The following is a 15899-nucleotide window of genomic DNA, read 5'->3' on the forward strand; positions in this document are numbered from 1 at the left end:
GTACCCGGTCACCTCTCGTCGGCTGCGCCCTCTGCCGCGGCGATCGCGTAGGCCGCACCGATCAGGGTCAGGTGGCTGAACGCCTGCGGGAAGTTGCCGACCTGGCGACGACGTCCGACGTCGTACTCCTCCGCCAGCAACCCGAGATCGTTGCTCAAGGCGGCGAGCCGCTCGAACAACGTCCGAGCCTGCTGAAGACGGCCGTTGCGGGCGAGCGCAGCGACCAGCCAGAACGAGCACGCCAGGAACTGGCCTTCGTCGCCGGGCAGACCGTCGTCCGTCCGGGAGGTCGAGTACCTCGAGACGAACCCGTCGCGCCCGAGTTCGCGGGTGACCGCGTCGATCGTGCCGGTCACCCGCTCGTCGGTGCCCGGCAGGAAGCCGACGAGCGGAATCGTCAGCACGCTGGCGTCGAGTTCCTCCGATCCGTAGTACTGGGTGAAGGTGTTGCGCTGCGCATCGTAGCCGCGCTCGCACACCTCGTCGTGGATCTCGTCCCGTAGCCGCCTCCACCGTTCGACCGGACCGTCCAGGTCGTAACGTTCGACCAGGCGGACCGCCCGGTCGAACACCACCCATGCCATCACCTTCGACTGGGTGAAGTGCCGCCGCGGCCCGCGGGTCTCCCAGATTCCGTCGTCGGGTTCACCCCAGATCGACTCGACGTATTCGATCAGAGTGCGCCAGCGCGGCCACAGGTGCGGTTCGACCCGCCCCACGGCCTCGGTGCTGAGGAAGGCGACGCCGATCAGTTCGCCGTAGACGTCGAGCTGGAACTGTTCCGAGGCGGCGTTGCCGACCCGTACCGGGGCGGATCCCTCGTATCCCGGCATGTCGGGCAGCTCGAACTCCGTCAAGCGCCGCTCACCGCCGATGCTGTACATGATCTGGATCTTCGCGGGGTCTCCCGTGCCGACCCGCTGGAGGAAACTGCGGAACGAGAACGCCTCCTCGGTGTATCCGCCGGCGAGAAGGGATTCCAGGGCCAGCACAGAGTCACGGATCCAGCAGAACCGGTAGTCCCAGTTGCGCACTCCCCCGATGTCCTCGGGCAGGGACGTCGTCGGCGCTGCTATCAGCGCGCCGGTCACCTCGTAGGTCATGGCCTTGAGCACGATGAGGGAGGTGAGTACCTCGTCCCGGTACGGTCCGGCGTACTCGAGCCGGCTGCTCCACTCGTGCCACCACGCCTGCGTGCGGGCCAGCGCCGAGTCCGCGTCCTCGACCGACGGCGGGGGACCGAAGGAGTAGTGCCAGCACAGCGTGAAGCGCTCGCGTCGCCCCTCGGCGACGGTGAAGTCCGCCGTCGCATCACCATCCGATATCCCCAGCGGCACCGGAGTACTCAGCCGGAACGAGTCGGGTCCCGCGGTGGCGAGTACACCGTCGGCAGCGGGCTCGACCCAAGGCGTGATCGTGCCGTAGTCCGGTCGGAGCGACAGACGCATCCGCATCGACACCCTGCCGCGCAACCCCTCGACGATGCGCATGAGCCGCGGAGGTCCGTCGCCGCGGCGCGGCATGAAGTCGATCACGCGGACCGCACCGTCCGCGGTCTCGAAGTCGGTCTCCAGGATGAGCGTTCCGGGGCGGTACCGCCGCGTGACCCCCGTGATCTCGGCTGCCGGGCGCAGACTCCAGTGCCCGTGCCGATCGTCACCGACCAGCGCGGCGAAGCACGACGGCGAATCGAACCGAGGCAGGCACAACCAGTCGATGTTGCCGGCGCGGCCGACGAGCGCGGCACTCTGCAGATCTCCGATCAGACCGTAGTCTTCGATACGCATCGCATACTCCCGCTGGTCGGTCGTGTACCGCCGGTGATGCACACACGTGCGGTTCCGGTGACGCGCCGGGCGCCGCCGGCGTGTCTCAGTCTTCGCGCTCGAACGTCACGAGCATTCCCTCGACGCCGCCTGGACCGAGCCGGCCCTTGATGTCCGCCGACGTGATCGCCTTCAAGCGCCACCCCTGTCGGGCCTGTTCGTTGAGGAGCCGCTCGAGCTTGTCACCCGACATCTTGCCGCCGAGCATCTTCTCGCGAACTTCGATCACCTTGTACGTGTACACGCCGCCTCCTCCTGATTGCCGGATGTGTCCGCCGGGCCGGGTGCCCAGCACGACTCGCGACATTCCTTCCGGTGAATGTCAGACCGGCTCGAGCGGCCGGAACGGGAGGATCTCGTCCGCCCCGGGCCGGACGATTCCGACGGACGCCTCGGGCACCTCGTTCCAGGCACCCGGCAGGTCGCGCAGTGGTTCGGAGACCACGAAGCGGGTCTCGGGGCCGAGGCGATGCAGCACCTCCACCTCCGGATGCAGCGCCCGGACCTTGTCGACCGCCGTGGAAAAGAACAGCGAGCGGCTGCGGCCCACGCTCGAGTACCGGAAGACCCACAGGGATTCGCCGTCGGTGGTGGCCACGGTCATCTGCACCGGGTCGTCGACGCCCTTGGCGCGAGCGACATGTTCGACGGTCCCGACGGCCCTGGAGACCGCGGTGATCGGATCGTCCGACAAGCCGAAGGTCAGGGCGAGGAAGAACAGTACCTCCGAATCCGTCGACCCCTCGATGTCCGGATACAGTTCCGGATCGACCGCCAGCACCAGATCGCGTTTGATGCGCCGGAATTCGCTCAGCACCCCGTTGTGCATCCACAGCCAACGGCCGTGACGGAACGGATGACAGTTGCTGCGCTGAACCGGTGTGCCCGTCGAGGCGCGGATGTGCGCGAGGAGCAGCGGCGTGCGCACATGGGCGGCGAGTTCCCGGAGATTGCGGTCGTTCCACGCCGGATCGACCCCTTTGAACACGGCCGGCTCGTCCTCCTCGCCGTACCACCCGATCCCGAATCCGTCACCGTTGGTGGTGGTCGCCCCGAGCCGCGAGTGCAGGCTCTGGTCGATCAGGGAATGCTCGGGCTTGAACAGCAAGTCCTCCACGAGGATCGGATCGCCCGAGTAGGCCATCCATCTGCACACCACCTCATTGCATCACACCGGCGCCATCCCCGGCTCGAGAATGCCGAGGTTGCCGCCGGAACCGAGCGGTCCGGTACCCCCTCGTGACAAGGGTCAGTGAGTGAGCACGATCTTCACGATCACGACGACGGTCGCGATCGCGGTCAAGAGCGCAGCAGCAACCACCGACGCACGGGTGGGACGTTCGCCCTTCAACCGGCCGATGACCCACACGATTCCTCCGATGCGGACCAGCACCGCGACTTCGGCCACGATCTGGGCGGTCCTCGGCTCGAGCCATCCCAGCAGCGCGGTCCCGAGGACTGCACACGGCAGCACAGCGGAACTGAGAATCGGTACGGAGTTGCGCAGCTCGCGGATCTTGTCCGCTCGAGTCACCGTGATTCCTTCTCGGACACTCTGACCCACGCCTTCGGCGAAGGCATGGGCAAGGAAGGTGGACAGGGCCGTGCCGAGGACGACGAGAATCCCGACGCGCTCACTCGAAGTGGCGATCGGCACCAGCGCCGCAAGGACGAGGACATTGCCGTAGACGTAGGCGCTGATCCGACTCGCCGCGTTCTCGCGGTCCAACGGTCGACGGCGCGAGAACAACGGGCCGTGAAGCAGCGCGTGCGTATCGGTTCCCATCGGATCCCACCTTTCTCCTCAACCGGATCGAGCCGTGGCTCGCAGGTCACATCGTGGGACCGTCGTACAGCGACGTGCCGTTCGGTCGAGCGGACCGCTCCGGGTGTCACGATTCCGCGCCGTCGTCGTCTCCCGGTCGGATCGGGTCGTGCAGCCGATCGCGGGACTCGAAGGCGTCCACGGCAGCCTCGAGCGTGGGATGGAAGCGGGACGGATCGAAGCGGTCGCCCACACCGAACCGCACCAGCCGATCCTTGATCGGGCCCTTCATCTCCGCGAACCCCAGCCTGATGCCGCAACTCTCCAGGTAGCGGTCGAGGTCGACGAGTTCGTCGACCGCGGTGGTGTCCAATCCGATGATGGGTTCGGCGGCGAGCACGACCCATTCGACCGGACGGGGAGAATCGGTCACCAGCGAGCGAACGTAGCGATCGAACATCTCCCCGTTGGCGAAGAACAGCGGTGCGTCGAATCGGACGATGACCAATCCCGGGATGCGCCGGCCCTCGGGATGACGGGCGAGGTCGTGGAAGCCCTCCCGATCGGGCACGGCCACCAATTCGGCCCGGTACGGCTGCCACACCCGCACCACCACCGCGAGGAACGACAGTCCGATCGCGACCAGGATGCCCTGCAGGACTCCCACCAGTGCGACGCCGACGAATGCCGCGGCCGCGAGCAACGCCTCCGTCCGGCTCATACGCCACATCTGCACCAGCCCGCGGACGTCGACCAGCGCCGTCGCCGCGACGATCACCACCGCTCCGAGGGTCGCCTGGGGCAGGTACGCGGTCACTCCCGGTGCCAGGAGGACGAACAACAGCACCGCCACGGCGCCGACCACGCCGGCAAGCTGGGTACGCGCCCCGCTCTGCTCTGCCACAGGCGTGCGCGATCCGCTGGCAGAGATGGGAAACCCCCCGAACATGCCACTGGCCACGTTGGCGACCCCGATCGCCTTCATCTCCGTGTTCCCGTCGACGCTTTCCCCCCGCCGGGCAGCGAAGGTGCGGGAGAGCACACCGGAGTCGGCGAATGCGATCAGCGCGATGCCCGCGGCCGGTCCCACCAGAGACGCGACGTCACCCCAGTCGACCCCGCCGAACGAGGGACGCGGCAGGCCCTCGGGCAGTGCGCCGACCATGTCGATGTCGTCGCTCAGATCCGCCACCGCGGCCACGATCACGGCTCCCACGACCGCGACGAGCACCCCCGGGACCCTCGAATGCAGCACCTTGAAACCCACGATGACCAGCAGCGATGCGACTCCGACCCAGGCAGCTGTCGGATCCACCTGCCCGTCCCCCACCGCGCGGGCGATCGCGCCGATCTCACCGAGCAACCCGGACGCGTCCACCGAGAAGCCCAGCAGCTTCGGCAACTGCCCGACGATGACGACGAGCGCGATGGCGTTGAGGTATCCCAGCCGCAACGGCTTGGACAGCAGCTCGGTGACGAAGCCGAGGTTCAGGAATCCGCCCGCGATCATGATGGCACCCACGAGCACGGCGAGGACGCCGGCCAATGCGAGGGCGCTCTCGGGGTCGTCGGTCACGGCCAGCGGCACCACCGCCGCCGCGATCAACGGCGCCAGCGACGAATCGGGGCCGAGGACGAGGATCTTGGACGGCCCCACGATCGCGTAGGCGAGCAGCGGAACGATCGTCGCGTAAAGCCCCGCGTACGCGGGCAGTCCCGCCGCCTCGGCGTATCCCATGCCGGCGGGGATCAACAGGGCAGTGAGAACGAGACCCGCGACGAGATCCGAGCGCAGCCAGTCCCGACGGTAGCCGCGTACCGTCTCGACTCCGGGCAGTCGAGCGAGAGCTCGCCTCCGAGACATTCCGCAAGTATGGCACCGCCCACAGGGCGCTCACCGCACTTCGGGCAGTCCGCATACCTGCTGCCGCGCGAACGAATTTCGTGGCACGGCCTCGCCGGCATCCGACGGGACGCGGCCGCTCGTGCCGCGCTGCGTCGACCGGATCCCGAACGCCGTGCGCGGGAGGACGGCGATCCGCATCGACCGGTGCCCTACTCCCCCGCGTCGATGATGTCCCGGAGGGTGGCGAGTTGCTCGGTGGTGATCCCCACCGGTTGCACGACCGTGTTCAAGCCGTCGACGTACTCGCCGGTGTATTTGTGGCCGTGGCCGCCGGGCACTCCGGTGGAGAACGGCAGATCGGCGGTGACCTGCCAGAACGTGACGAACGGAATCCAGACCATGTCCTCGAGCACGTCCCGGCCGGGTGCCTCCCCGATCCAGTCCGGTTCGCGGAGAATCAGATTCGGGCTCCACCACACGATGGGATCGGACGGATGCATCAGGTACAGCACCCGGCTGCCGTCCCACGGACGATCCGCGGGAGGAATGCCGCCCTGCGGATCGTTGGTGAACCGCACGGTGCGCCCGTCCTTGTAGACCGGTTCGACCTCCGGACTGCCGGGTTCACGCCGGTCGCTGAATTCCCGGAACAGCGTGTTGAAGTTGGGGGGCCCGGCGAACACGGTTCCCGAGGTGCGGTTACGCAGATCGTATTCGCCGCTGAAGGCGGTCTCGCCGCCGAACGAGCCGAGACTCTCTCCGGCGACGAACAGTCGGGGACGGGCGTCCTGGGGCAGCTTCGACCACACGTCGTACACCGCGTCGAACAGATCGCGACCGGCCTGCCGAGCCTTCGATTGGTCCACCAGATAGGAGATCCACGACGGCAGGTACGAATACTGGACCGTCACGGTCGCCGCGTCGCCCCCGGTGAGGTACTCGAACGAATCCACCAGCGCCGGGTCCACCCACCCGCTCCCCGTGGTCGTGACCACGAGCAGATTCGCCCGCTCGAAGCCTCCGGCACGCTCCAGATCCTGGACCGCCGCCGCTGCCCGAGCCTCGGAGTCGTCCGCCGACGCCAGACCGGCATACGTCCGAATCGGCTCCACAGCCGGGCGGCCGACGAACTGTGCGATCTCCTCGGTGGTGGGGCCCGAGCCGATGAAGGTGCGCCCCTGGTACCCCAACGAGTCCCACGGCACCACCGAACCCGGTCCACCCGATCGCAGGCTCGTCTCGGGTTGCTGCACGCCCTCGGGAGTCGTGGTGTCGCGCAGAGAGAATGCGGAGTTGGCGACGTTGACGAGGCCACCGAGCAGCACACCCGAGACGACCGCGTAGACCAGCCAGGCGACCGCGATCCACCCGAGCACCCTCGCCGCGCGATGCCCGATCCATCTGTCGAGCAGAGTGGTCAGCCACCGGTACGCGCCCCGCACGCCACGTCCGATCGCGAGCAGGAGACCGAAGACGAGCACTGCCACGAACGGCGAGAGGACGACGAGCGCGACGTTGTACTCGGTGACTCCCATCAACGTGCGGATCTGGTGCTGCCAGTATTGTCCGGCGGCGAAGGAGCCGACGAACAGCACCGTCGCCGCGGCGAGGAAGACGTACCAGGAGCCGCGCCGCGGGCGCCGGGGACCGCGATCGGCGAAGGCGCGCCACACGTACGCCGCGAATACTCCCAGCCCGTAGCCGATCGCGGCGGTGATGCCGCAGATCACGCCCTGGAGCAGGCCTCCTCGAGGCAGCAGCGACGGCGTGAACGACAGGCACGCGAAGAGCAGTGCGCCCCAGCACCCCGGAAGGGTGACGAACAGCAACCTCCGGCGGCGCCCGGTCTCGCGATCCGTGTCGTCCGCACTCGGCGCGTCCTGGGGCTCGGTGCCGGCAGCACGGACTCCGCTGTTCTGCTTCCCGGGCGTGCTCGCCGCCGGTTCGTCCTCCACCCTGGGTCCGTGCGCTGTCATCGCCGTCCGCCTACGCGAGTTCGATCCGAGACGACGCTGTGCCCTCATCGATCTCGCGGCGGGCTGCCTTCTCGATCAACAGGGACAGGAAGTCCCGGACCTTCGCGTCGGCGAACCGCTTCTCGACGGTCCGCACCACGACCTCGATGTCGCCGCGCGACATCGACGGAAAGCGCACGGCGAGGCGAGTGACGATCAGCTCGAGCTGCACGGCTTCGTCCCCGCCCGGTGGGGGCACGTCCCGGGTGCGGACCCGCCTCAGGTCGCTGGTGGCCGGCTGCGGAGCCGACCGCGCCGACGCGGGACGGACATCGCTCCTCGGGTCGAGGGCACTGTAGACCATGTCGCACTCCTTCCGCGTGCACCGGCCGACTCCGCCGGATCCGTCCCCGAGAGTTGGAATCTACTTCTGCCGCAACGGACCCGATCACGAATTCGACTGCCGGCCACCTGCCCTCACCGACATGATGAAAGGACGATCGCACCGGACTTCCGGTCCCGCTCGCGACTCAGCCGACGGGGACGCCGTCACGACCAGCGGTACCCCGTCCCAGCGCCTGAGCTTTGAGGTGCTCGAACTCGGCGGCCGTGATCGCACCCGAGTCGAGTAGCGCCTTGGCGTCGGCGATCTGCTCGGCCGGGGACTTGCCGGCCGCGACGTTCCGGATGTACTCGTCGGTGGCCTGCTTGGCTTCCGCCTGTGCCTGCTGCGCCCGTAGCGCCATCCCCCGGCCTCGGACGATCAGGTAGACCAGTGCGCTGATGTACGGGAAGAGCACCAGCACGACCACCCACACCGCCTTGGCGAAGCCGGATACGGTGTGATCGCGGAACAGGTCGACGAGAATCTGGAACAGCACGATCAGATACGCCACGAAGGCGAATACGACGACCGTGTACCACACGTAATCCCAGAAGGAATCCATCAGGTCAGCCTCCTCGACCGGACCGGCAAGGTGATTTCCCGAAGCCGGCCGGAATGAAATTCTCGGATCCTGCTACGGCGATCCCGGCGCGCTACGGTACCGCCGTCGTCCGCGACTCGACCGAGTTCAGCGGACCCCGACGGAGGAACCGTCCCCCGGGTTCCGGCAGATCCGACTCCGGAACCCCGCTCGAATTACCGACGCCCACCACCACCGCGGCCTCGAGGACCGCGGGTGGTACATCGCCACCGAAATCGGTGGTAAGCCGATCGACCGTGACAGCGTCGGCACCAGCACCCGGCATGCTCATCTCGCATCCATGTGGCCCCTTTTGCGGGACGACCGTACATATCGTACGCCGCCCATATACGCAAAGCCCCCGAAACCGTCAACGTGGTGCCGGAGTTCGATCGGGTGTGCCGGGGAGAAGCAGCGCCGCCACCAACCCGATCAGACCGAGGACGGCCAGCACTGTCATGGCCAGCGCGTACGCGCGGTCGGGCGAGGTCAACCCGGCGACCAGGACGGTACCCGCCACAGCCGTACCCAGCGACGATCCGAGATTGGATACGCACCGCGACAACCCCGAGATCTCGCCTTGACGCTCCTCCGCGAATGCGGACTGCACCACGTTGACCGACGGCGTCAGCATCGTCCCGAGTCCGATGCCGATGAGCAGCAGCCCTGGCGTGAATGCCCATGCACTCGTCCAAGCCCGCACGAGCAGGAGAAGGACACCGACACCCGCGAGGGTGGTGACGAACCCGGCTGTGATCAGCGTGCGCTGCGGGTACTTCGCCGTCAGCCGCTCCGCCACGAGCGAGGCACCGAGGATGCCGGCGGTGGCCGCGGTGAAGATCACGCCGGTCTCGATCGCGTTGTATCCCCGGACGACCTGCAGGAAGGCGGAAACGACGAACGCGATCCCCATCAGCAGCAGCCACTGGATGTTCTGCGTCACCAGCGCGAGGTTCGAGGTGCGGTTGCGGAACAGTGACAGCGACAGCAGTGGCTCCTTGCCGGCCCGTTCACGGGCCCGCACGTACAGCAGGAACCCCATGATGAACAGCGCTCCCACCACGACCAGGATCGCCATCAGGACGACATCGGTGTCTGCCTGCAGGATCCCCATCACGAGACAGACCAGGCCGGCGGCGGAAAGGAGGGCGCCGACGGCGTCGAACGGTCGCGCCGGGTCGGGAGGCACCGGGTCCACGATCCCCCGGCTGAGCACGAGGATGGCTCCGATGATCAGCGCCTGGAACACGAAGGCCGCGCGCCAGTCGATGCCGGTGGTGATGACACCACCGATCAGCGGACCTGCTGCCGCTCCGATGCCGCCCATCCCGGTGATGACACCGAATGCCCGCGCTCGAGAGGTCAGATCACTGAAGAGCATCGTGGTGAGGATGTACACCGGCGGAATCAGCAGCGCGGTGCCCACCCCTTCGAGGATCGAGTTGCCGATGATCAGTACCCCGAGGTTGGGCGAGACCGCGCTGATCAATGCTCCGATGCCGTACAGAACGAGACCGAGCACAAAGCACCGCTTACGCCCCCACCGGTCGGTCAGCTTGCCTCCGGGGATCATGAACGCGGCCATCACCAGCAGGAACACGGTGATCGCGGTCTGCACACCCTGCACGGTCGTCCCGAGATCCGCACTGATGTCGTTGATCATCACGTTCATGTTCGACCCGGCGAAGCTGCAGATGAACTGTGCCAGAGCGAGCGGCACGAGCATCCGCCGCAGGGTCGAGGACGGGCGCGGAGAGTCGAGACTGTCCGGCATGGCGAGCCCTTCCGCTCGACAAAGAGATGCACTGACTCGTGCACAACGTGGCCAGTGACATTCTGGGGCATTCGAAGAACCCAAGGTGGCAATTTCGAGCGTCCACCGCCGCCGTTGCGTCGCCCCGATCGAGCCGGCGAAATGGTCGAAATCCGGCGGATTTCTCGGCACTGATGGAAAATCGCTTCCATGCACCTTCCGGCGATCGCTCCGGAAGTGCCGGCCGTTCGATGAGGCCCCTCGCCTCCAGTCCACACATCGGGAGATTCGGTCATGGGTTCCAAATCGGCCCGGAAGAAGGCACCGAAGGGCGGCCACGGCCGGAAGCGCGTTGACGAAGCCGGGGAGCTCCGTTCGCCCGCTGCGGAACCGGGAACGCCGGCGAAGAAGCCGATGAAGAACAAGGAGTATCTACGACGTCTCAAACCGCTCCAGGGTGAACTCGTCGCCATGCAGGAATGGGTCAGATCCTCCGGCGCGAAAGTCTGCATTCTGTTCGAGGGCCGCGACACCGCCGGAAAGGGCGGCGTCATCAAGGCGATCACCGAACGCGTCAGCCCGCGTGTGTTCCGCGTGGTCGCCCTGCCCGCGCCGACCGAGCGCGAGAAGAGCCAGATGTACGTGCAGCGGTACCTTCCGCATCTGCCGGCCGGTGGCGAGGTGGTGATCTTCGACCGCAGTTGGTACAACCGCGCGGGAGTCGAACGGGTGATGGGGTTCTGTACCGACGAGGAAGCGCGGCACTTCCTCGAGATGACGCCCGCGGTCGAACGGGCGATCGTCGACTCGGGCATCGTTCTGCTCAAGTACTGGCTCGAGGTGAGTCAGGAACAGCAGACGGTGCGGCTGCAACGCCGGATCGACGATCCGCGCAGGATCTGGAAACTCTCGGACCTCGATCTACAGTCGTACAGCCGGTGGTACGACTATTCGCGGGCACGCGACGAGATGTTCCGCTACACCGACACCGGCTGGGCACCCTGGTATGTCGCCGACAACGACGACAAGAAGCGCGGCCGGCTCAATGTCGTCAGCCACCTGCTGAGCCAGATTCCCTACGAACCGCTCGAACACCGCGACATCACCCTGCCGGAGCGTCGGGGTCCGCACGGATACCGGACGCCCAGGCAGCAACTGCACTGGATCCCCACGCCCTTCTGAGGAGTCGTCTCCGACGAGTCGTCTCCGGCGAGGAGAAGCGATCATGGCTCTCACCGAACACCCCCCGGATCAGGGGCATCCCACCGACACCGACGACGTGCAGGCCGAGCGGAACACCTGGCACGTCCAGGAGCCGGATACCGTTGTCGCGGTGCTGAACTCGGATCGGCACTCGGGGTTGACCGCGGGAGAAGCCGGTGCCCGCCGCCGCCGGTACGGCCTCAACGAGATCGCCTCCGAGCCCGGACCGTCGATGTGGGCGATCGCGCTTCGGCAGCTCGAAGATCCGATGAACCTGATGCTGGTCGCGGTCGCCGTCGTCAGCATCGTCATCGGTGAGGTACCGACGGCGATCGTGGTCGTGGTGCTCGTCGGACTCAACATCGTGCTGGGCACGCAACAGGAACTGAAGGCTCGTGCCAGCGTCGATGCGCTCGCGAGGATGCAGACCCCGCAGACGCGCGTGATCCGTGACGGCATCCTGGTTCAGCTCGCCGCCACCGACCTCGTCCCGGGCGACATCGTGCAAGTGGAGGCCGGCGACATCGTGCCCGCCGACGGTCGGCTGCTCACGACGGCCACCCTCGAGACGCAGGAGGCGGCGCTGACGGGTGAAAGTACCCCCGTCCCGAAGGACCCCCACACGCTCGACACCACCGATGTCGCCCTCGGCGACCGCAGCAACATGGTCTTCCAGAACACGTCGGTCACCCGGGGCACCGCCACGATGATCGTCACGGAAACCGGCATGCACACGGAGATGGGCCGGATCGCGTCGATGCTGTCGGCCGTCGCACCGAGCAAGTCGCCGCTTCAGCGCGAGCTGGACTCACTGACCAAGATTCTCGGGATCATTGCGTGGGCTGCGGTCGCGATCATCGTGATCATCGGGTTGGTTCGGGGGCAGGAACTGGCGACGCTGCTGCTGCTGGGCATCTCCATGGGGGTGTCCGCCATCCCCACCGGTCTGCCCACGTTCGTCCAGGCCATGCTCGCCTTCGGGGCTCGTCAACTGGCGGACGCCAAGGCCGTCGTGAAGAACCTCACCGACGTCGAGACACTCGGTGCCACCAGCGCGATCAACTCGGACAAGACCGGCACCTTGACCATGAACCAGATGACCGTCCGGTCCCTGTACTTCCACGGCCGCTGGTACACCGTGGACGGCGAGGGCTACGACAAGACGGGGAGGATTGCCCAGGCTGCTGGCCTGGAGGTTCCGGACTTCACCCTGCTCGCGTACGGCCTGTGCCTGGACAGCGACGCCACCGTCTCCGACACCGGCGACATCGTCGGCGATCCCACCGAGGCCGCGCTCGTGGTGCTCGCCGCGAAGATCGGGATCGACGCTCCGCTGACCCGGCGGACGTATCCGCGGGTCGCGGAGGTGCCGTTCGACTCCGCTTACAAGTTCATGGCGACGTTCCACCACCTACCGGTCGACGGCACCACCCGATTCGTGGAACTCGTCAAGGGTGGACCCGATGTCGTCCTCGCCCGCTGCACCAGCGCCTACCAGCCGGGCCGTCGGGAGGTACCGATCGAGGAGGTCCGCGACGACCTGGGCGCGGCCAACCGAACTCTCTCGGAGCAGGGGTTGCGCGTGCTGGCGTTCGCGGTCCGCCTGCTCGACGGTCGGGAAGAGGCGGTGCAGGCCGACCCGATGTCGTTCGTCGGTGAGCTCATCTTCGTCGGGATGGTCGGCATCATCGATCCGCTTCGCCCGGAGGCCGTCGACTCGGTCCGCACCGCGCGAGCGGCCGGCATCGAGGTCCGCATGATCACCGGCGACCACGCGATCACAGCGTCGGCGATCGGTGCCGAACTCGGTCTCGGGCCGGGCGCGATCGGCGGGGCCGAACTGCACGCCATGTCGGACGAGGAACTGACGGCAGCGTTGCCGAACCTGCACGTCTTCGGCCGCGTCACTCCGCAGGACAAGCTGCGGCTGGCCGACCTCATGCAGCGGAGCGGCGCGGTAGTGGCCATGACCGGCGATGCCGTCAACGACGCCGCGGCCCTGAAGAAGGCCGACATCGGGGTGGCCATGGGCTCGGGCAGCGAGGTCACCAAGCAGGCCGGCAAGATGGTGCTCACGGACGACAACTTCGGGACGTTGATCACCGCGATCAGGTTGGGACGCAGCATCTACGACAAGATCGTGTCCTACATCCGCTACCAGATGTCCAAGCTGTTCTCACTCGTCCTGCTGTTCCTCGTCGCGAGCATCTTCGACATCAACGACGGCGTCGCGCTCACGCCGCTGATGGTGCTGTTCCAGCACTTCTTCATCACCCTCTTTCCGGTTGCGGTCATCATGCTCGACCCGCCACCGCCGAACCTGATGACCAAGACGCCCCGCGACCCCGGGGTGCCGATCGCGAACCGCACGGCGCTACTGCAGTGGCTGGCATATGGCATCCTGCAGTTCGCCGTCACCCTCGCTGCGATGCTCCTCGCTCCCGGCGAGATGAGCCCCACCGCGGCCAACGTCCCGATGACGACCGCATTCGTGGTCTTGTCGTTCGGTTCCATCCTGAGCGGACTCGCCCTGCGCCGAGACCCGGACTCGGGGATGACCGCTCCGGTCCTGAGGGCGCTCGGAATCCTGTCCATCCCCGTCGTCGTCACAGTGTTCGCCGTCGAGGCCGGCTTCCTCCAGGATCTGCTGATGACCACCTCACTGACCGGCGGCCAGTGGCTCGCCTGCGTGGGTTGGTCGCTCCTCGTTCCGGTCGTCATCGAAGGCGAGAAGGTACTGCGGCGACGCCGACGTTCGGCGCCGACGGCCCCCATCCCCGTCGCGGCCGCAGTGGCACCGCAGCGTGTCCATCACCGCTGACAGCGAATCACGATCGCGCACCTACGATCCGGCCGCACGTACGACTCGGGAAGCGGATGACCGAGACTTCGAGCATGTGGGGCCCGAAGGCGCCGGGACACGCCCGCCCGCAGGATGATTCACCGCGGTCGGGCGTGCCGTCGGCTGGTCAGGAAGCCAGGATTCGGGCCTTCTCGGCTTCGAACTCGGCCTCGGTGAGCACGCCCTGCGCCTTCAGCTCGGCGAGGTCCTTCAATGCGGCGATCCGGTCCGTCCCTCCTTGGGCGACGGGCGCGGCCGGGGCGGCGGGCGGCGGGGCGGGTTCAGGCGGATACTGCTCGTAGCGTTCGTATCGCGCCTGCTCCTGCCCCGCCCAGCGCTGGCCCTGTCGCCGGGACACACGGTTGGAGACGGCGGTGGCGGTTCCCGCCACCACGGCCGTGCGGGCGACGCCCCGCAGCAGTCCGGGCATGACGCACTCCTCTGCATACTCGAAGGATCGACGTAGCCGAATCCCTCTGTCTGTTCTCAGCTTTCGGACTCGATCCGATCCAGGGACGACAGGATGCTCTGCACGGGAATCCGGCCCGACGCGACGAGCTGGGCGCCGTTGCGGCGCAGAGCGCGAGCAAAGGGTGCTGCCCACGTGTTCTCGTACACGAGCACAGCCGCCGAACAGCCCGGCTCGAGTGCGGCGCCGGCTTCGGCGAAGTCGGTGTCGTCGAGCAGACCGGAGGCGGCCTCCGCGAACAGCGTGACATCGACCTCGCCTTCGAGCCCGACGTCGGCGATGTCGATCCCGGCGACGGAGCCGTCCGGATCCTTCTGGACGAACGCCAGGTCCAGCACTCGGACGATGCCGCGCTCGACGAGATCGCGCAGCAGGGGCAGCGCCGACCCGTCGGGCGGACGGTCGGCGGGGAACTCGATGACGAGATAGTCGACCGGACCCATCTCGTCGATGTCGGAATCGGTCACCGGGTGCCTCGTTTCAGCGACGGGATCGGTCTTCGGCAGCAGTTCGGGCGGTTTCACGGCGCCACACCCGCATGGTGGCGACGCCGACCGGGGAACGGAGAACCGGTCCACTGCATGTTCGACGATAGCTCGCACATGTCTGCGCGCATCCGGTTTTCGGGCAGGCTGTCTTCGGGCAGGCAACCGGATTGCTCCCGCCTCGTCGCCGAAAGAAGGAGCGCGAGGGGTGCGTGACCGCGCCGATACCGAGAATGGGACGAAAGTCCCTGCTGGACCTGTGCAACCCGGCGCACACTCGACCCGTCAGATCCGTTCGGAGAGGGAGACGACCGTGTCACACAACGTGCATGTCGAACCGGAACCCATGTCCACGAAACAGGCCGTCGCGGCGGGGACGTCGATCGGAGCCGCGGTCATCATGGCCACGATCGGAGTCCTGCAGTTCTTCCAGGGGATTGCGGCGGTCGCCGAGGACGAAGTGATCGTCCAGGGCCAGGAGTACACTTTCAAGTTCGATCTCACGACCTGGGGATGGATCCACATCGTCATGGGTGTCGTGATCGTCGTCGTCGGCATCGCGCTGATCACCGGCGCGACGTGGGCACGGGTGGCGGCCATCATCATCGCCGCGCTGTCCATTCTGGCGAATTTCCTGTGGTTGCCGTACTACCCGTGGTGGTCGATCCTGATCATCGCCTTGGACGTCGTGGTCATCTGGGCGATCTCGACGTGGAACCCCCGGGCCGACTACTACTGATCGCGCCCGGCACCGGGTCGTGCGACGGCGATCCGTCCCGTCGCACGGCCC

14 protein-coding genes are annotated in these 15899 nt (G+C 67.2%); 3 read left to right on the forward strand and 11 right to left on the reverse strand.

Going from position 1 to position 15899, the window contains the following annotated elements; translation table 11 throughout:
- Positions 1-8: 8 nt before the first annotated feature.
- From RR3_RS10780 to RR3_RS10825, 9 genes are all read right to left on the reverse strand, one after another.
- Entirely contained in the window at positions 9-1787 is a 1779-nt protein-coding gene (locus RR3_RS10780) for a glycoside hydrolase family 15 protein (RefSeq protein ID WP_064066459.1), read from the reverse strand.
- Between the two features lie 85 nt (positions 1788-1872).
- Positions 1873-2070, reverse strand: a complete 198-nt coding sequence (locus tag RR3_RS10785; RefSeq protein ID WP_003935445.1) for a DUF4177 domain-containing protein — start codon at positions 2068-2070, stop codon at positions 1873-1875.
- A 78-nt stretch (positions 2071-2148) separates the two neighbouring features.
- The gene (locus RR3_RS10790) at positions 2149-2970 is read right to left on the reverse strand and encodes a class II glutamine amidotransferase (RefSeq protein WP_003935446.1); all 822 of its coding nucleotides are present in this window, start codon (positions 2968-2970) and stop codon (positions 2149-2151) included.
- Between the two features lie 105 nt (positions 2971-3075).
- Positions 3076-3612 carry a hypothetical protein gene (locus tag RR3_RS10795; protein ID WP_010595158.1) on the reverse strand — a complete coding sequence of 179 codons (537 nt, stop codon included), beginning with the start codon at positions 3610-3612 and terminating at the stop codon, positions 3076-3078.
- 106 nt (positions 3613-3718) lie between these two features.
- Positions 3719-5455, reverse strand: coding sequence for a SulP family inorganic anion transporter (locus RR3_RS10800; protein WP_064066445.1), 1737 nt, complete (start codon positions 5453-5455; stop codon positions 3719-3721).
- A 191-nt stretch (positions 5456-5646) separates the two neighbouring features.
- The gene (locus RR3_RS10805) at positions 5647-7392 is read right to left on the reverse strand and encodes an alpha/beta hydrolase (RefSeq protein ID WP_003935449.1); all 1746 of its coding nucleotides are present in this window, start codon (positions 7390-7392) and stop codon (positions 5647-5649) included.
- 31 nt (positions 7393-7423) lie between these two features.
- Positions 7424-7756, reverse strand: a complete 333-nt coding sequence (locus tag RR3_RS10810) for a three-helix bundle dimerization domain-containing protein (protein ID WP_003935450.1) — start codon at positions 7754-7756, stop codon at positions 7424-7426.
- A gap of 166 nt (positions 7757-7922) precedes the next feature.
- Positions 7923-8339 carry an SHOCT domain-containing protein gene (locus tag RR3_RS10815; RefSeq protein ID WP_003935451.1) on the reverse strand — a complete coding sequence of 139 codons (417 nt, stop codon included), beginning with the start codon at positions 8337-8339 and terminating at the stop codon, positions 7923-7925.
- 388 nt (positions 8340-8727) lie between these two features.
- Positions 8728-10386, reverse strand: a complete 1659-nt coding sequence (locus RR3_RS10825) for an MFS transporter (protein ID WP_255325550.1) — start codon at positions 10384-10386, stop codon at positions 8728-8730.
- Between the two features lie 18 nt (positions 10387-10404).
- Between RR3_RS10825 and ppk2 the strand changes: the two genes are divergently transcribed.
- Positions 10405-11292: a polyphosphate kinase 2 gene (gene ppk2 / locus RR3_RS10830; RefSeq protein ID WP_010595162.1), complete on the forward strand. Its 888-nt coding sequence runs from the start codon at positions 10405-10407 to the stop codon at positions 11290-11292.
- A gap of 43 nt (positions 11293-11335) precedes the next feature.
- Positions 11336-14134: a cation-translocating P-type ATPase gene (locus tag RR3_RS10835; RefSeq protein WP_010595163.1), complete on the forward strand. Its 2799-nt coding sequence runs from the start codon at positions 11336-11338 to the stop codon at positions 14132-14134.
- Between the two features lie 148 nt (positions 14135-14282).
- Here RR3_RS10835 and RR3_RS10840 read toward each other — a convergent pair whose 3' ends face one another.
- Both RR3_RS10840 and RR3_RS10845 read right to left on the reverse strand, forming a co-directional pair.
- Positions 14283-14585 carry an SHOCT domain-containing protein gene (locus RR3_RS10840; RefSeq protein WP_003935456.1) on the reverse strand — a complete coding sequence of 101 codons (303 nt, stop codon included), beginning with the start codon at positions 14583-14585 and terminating at the stop codon, positions 14283-14285.
- Positions 14586-14641: 56 nt separating this feature from the next.
- Positions 14642-15091: a DUF6325 family protein gene (locus RR3_RS10845; RefSeq protein WP_029540091.1), complete on the reverse strand. Its 450-nt coding sequence runs from the start codon at positions 15089-15091 to the stop codon at positions 14642-14644.
- A 364-nt stretch (positions 15092-15455) separates the two neighbouring features.
- Here RR3_RS10845 and RR3_RS10850 point away from each other — a divergent pair, with 364 nt between their 5' ends.
- A complete protein-coding gene (locus RR3_RS10850; protein WP_225222415.1) occupies positions 15456-15848 on the forward strand; it encodes a DUF7144 family membrane protein in 393 nt (130 codons plus the stop codon).
- The last annotated feature ends 51 nt before the right edge of the window (positions 15849-15899 follow it).

Origin of the sequence: Rhodococcus ruber NBRC 15591, from assembly GCF_001894945.1 — a bacterium.
GTDB classification, from domain to species: domain Bacteria; phylum Actinomycetota; class Actinomycetes; order Mycobacteriales; family Mycobacteriaceae; genus Rhodococcus; species Rhodococcus ruber.

Bases quoted from the DNA above. Each gene is read 5' to 3' on its own strand.
- RR3_RS10850 (WP_225222415.1), top strand. From the start codon at position 15,456: ATGTCCACGAAACAGGCCGTCGCGGCGGGGACGTCGATCGGAGCCGCG.
- RR3_RS10780 (WP_064066459.1), bottom strand. From the start codon at position 1,787: ATGCGTATCGAAGACTACGGTCTGATCGGAGATCTGCAGAGTGCCGCG.
- RR3_RS10840 (WP_003935456.1), bottom strand. From the start codon at position 14,585: ATGCCCGGACTGCTGCGGGGCGTCGCCCGCACGGCCGTGGTGGCGGGA.
- RR3_RS10790 (WP_003935446.1), bottom strand. From the start codon at position 2,970: ATGGCCTACTCGGGCGATCCGATCCTCGTGGAGGACTTGCTGTTCAAG.
- RR3_RS10815 (WP_003935451.1), bottom strand. From the start codon at position 8,339: ATGGATTCCTTCTGGGATTACGTGTGGTACACGGTCGTCGTATTCGCC.
- RR3_RS10835 (WP_010595163.1), top strand. From the start codon at position 11,336: ATGGCTCTCACCGAACACCCCCCGGATCAGGGGCATCCCACCGACACC.
- ppk2 (WP_010595162.1), top strand. From the start codon at position 10,405: ATGGGTTCCAAATCGGCCCGGAAGAAGGCACCGAAGGGCGGCCACGGC.
- RR3_RS10800 (WP_064066445.1), bottom strand. From the start codon at position 5,455: ATGTCTCGGAGGCGAGCTCTCGCTCGACTGCCCGGAGTCGAGACGGTA.
- RR3_RS10795 (WP_010595158.1), bottom strand. From the start codon at position 3,612: ATGGGAACCGATACGCACGCGCTGCTTCACGGCCCGTTGTTCTCGCGC.
- RR3_RS10810 (WP_003935450.1), bottom strand. From the start codon at position 7,756: ATGGTCTACAGTGCCCTCGACCCGAGGAGCGATGTCCGTCCCGCGTCG.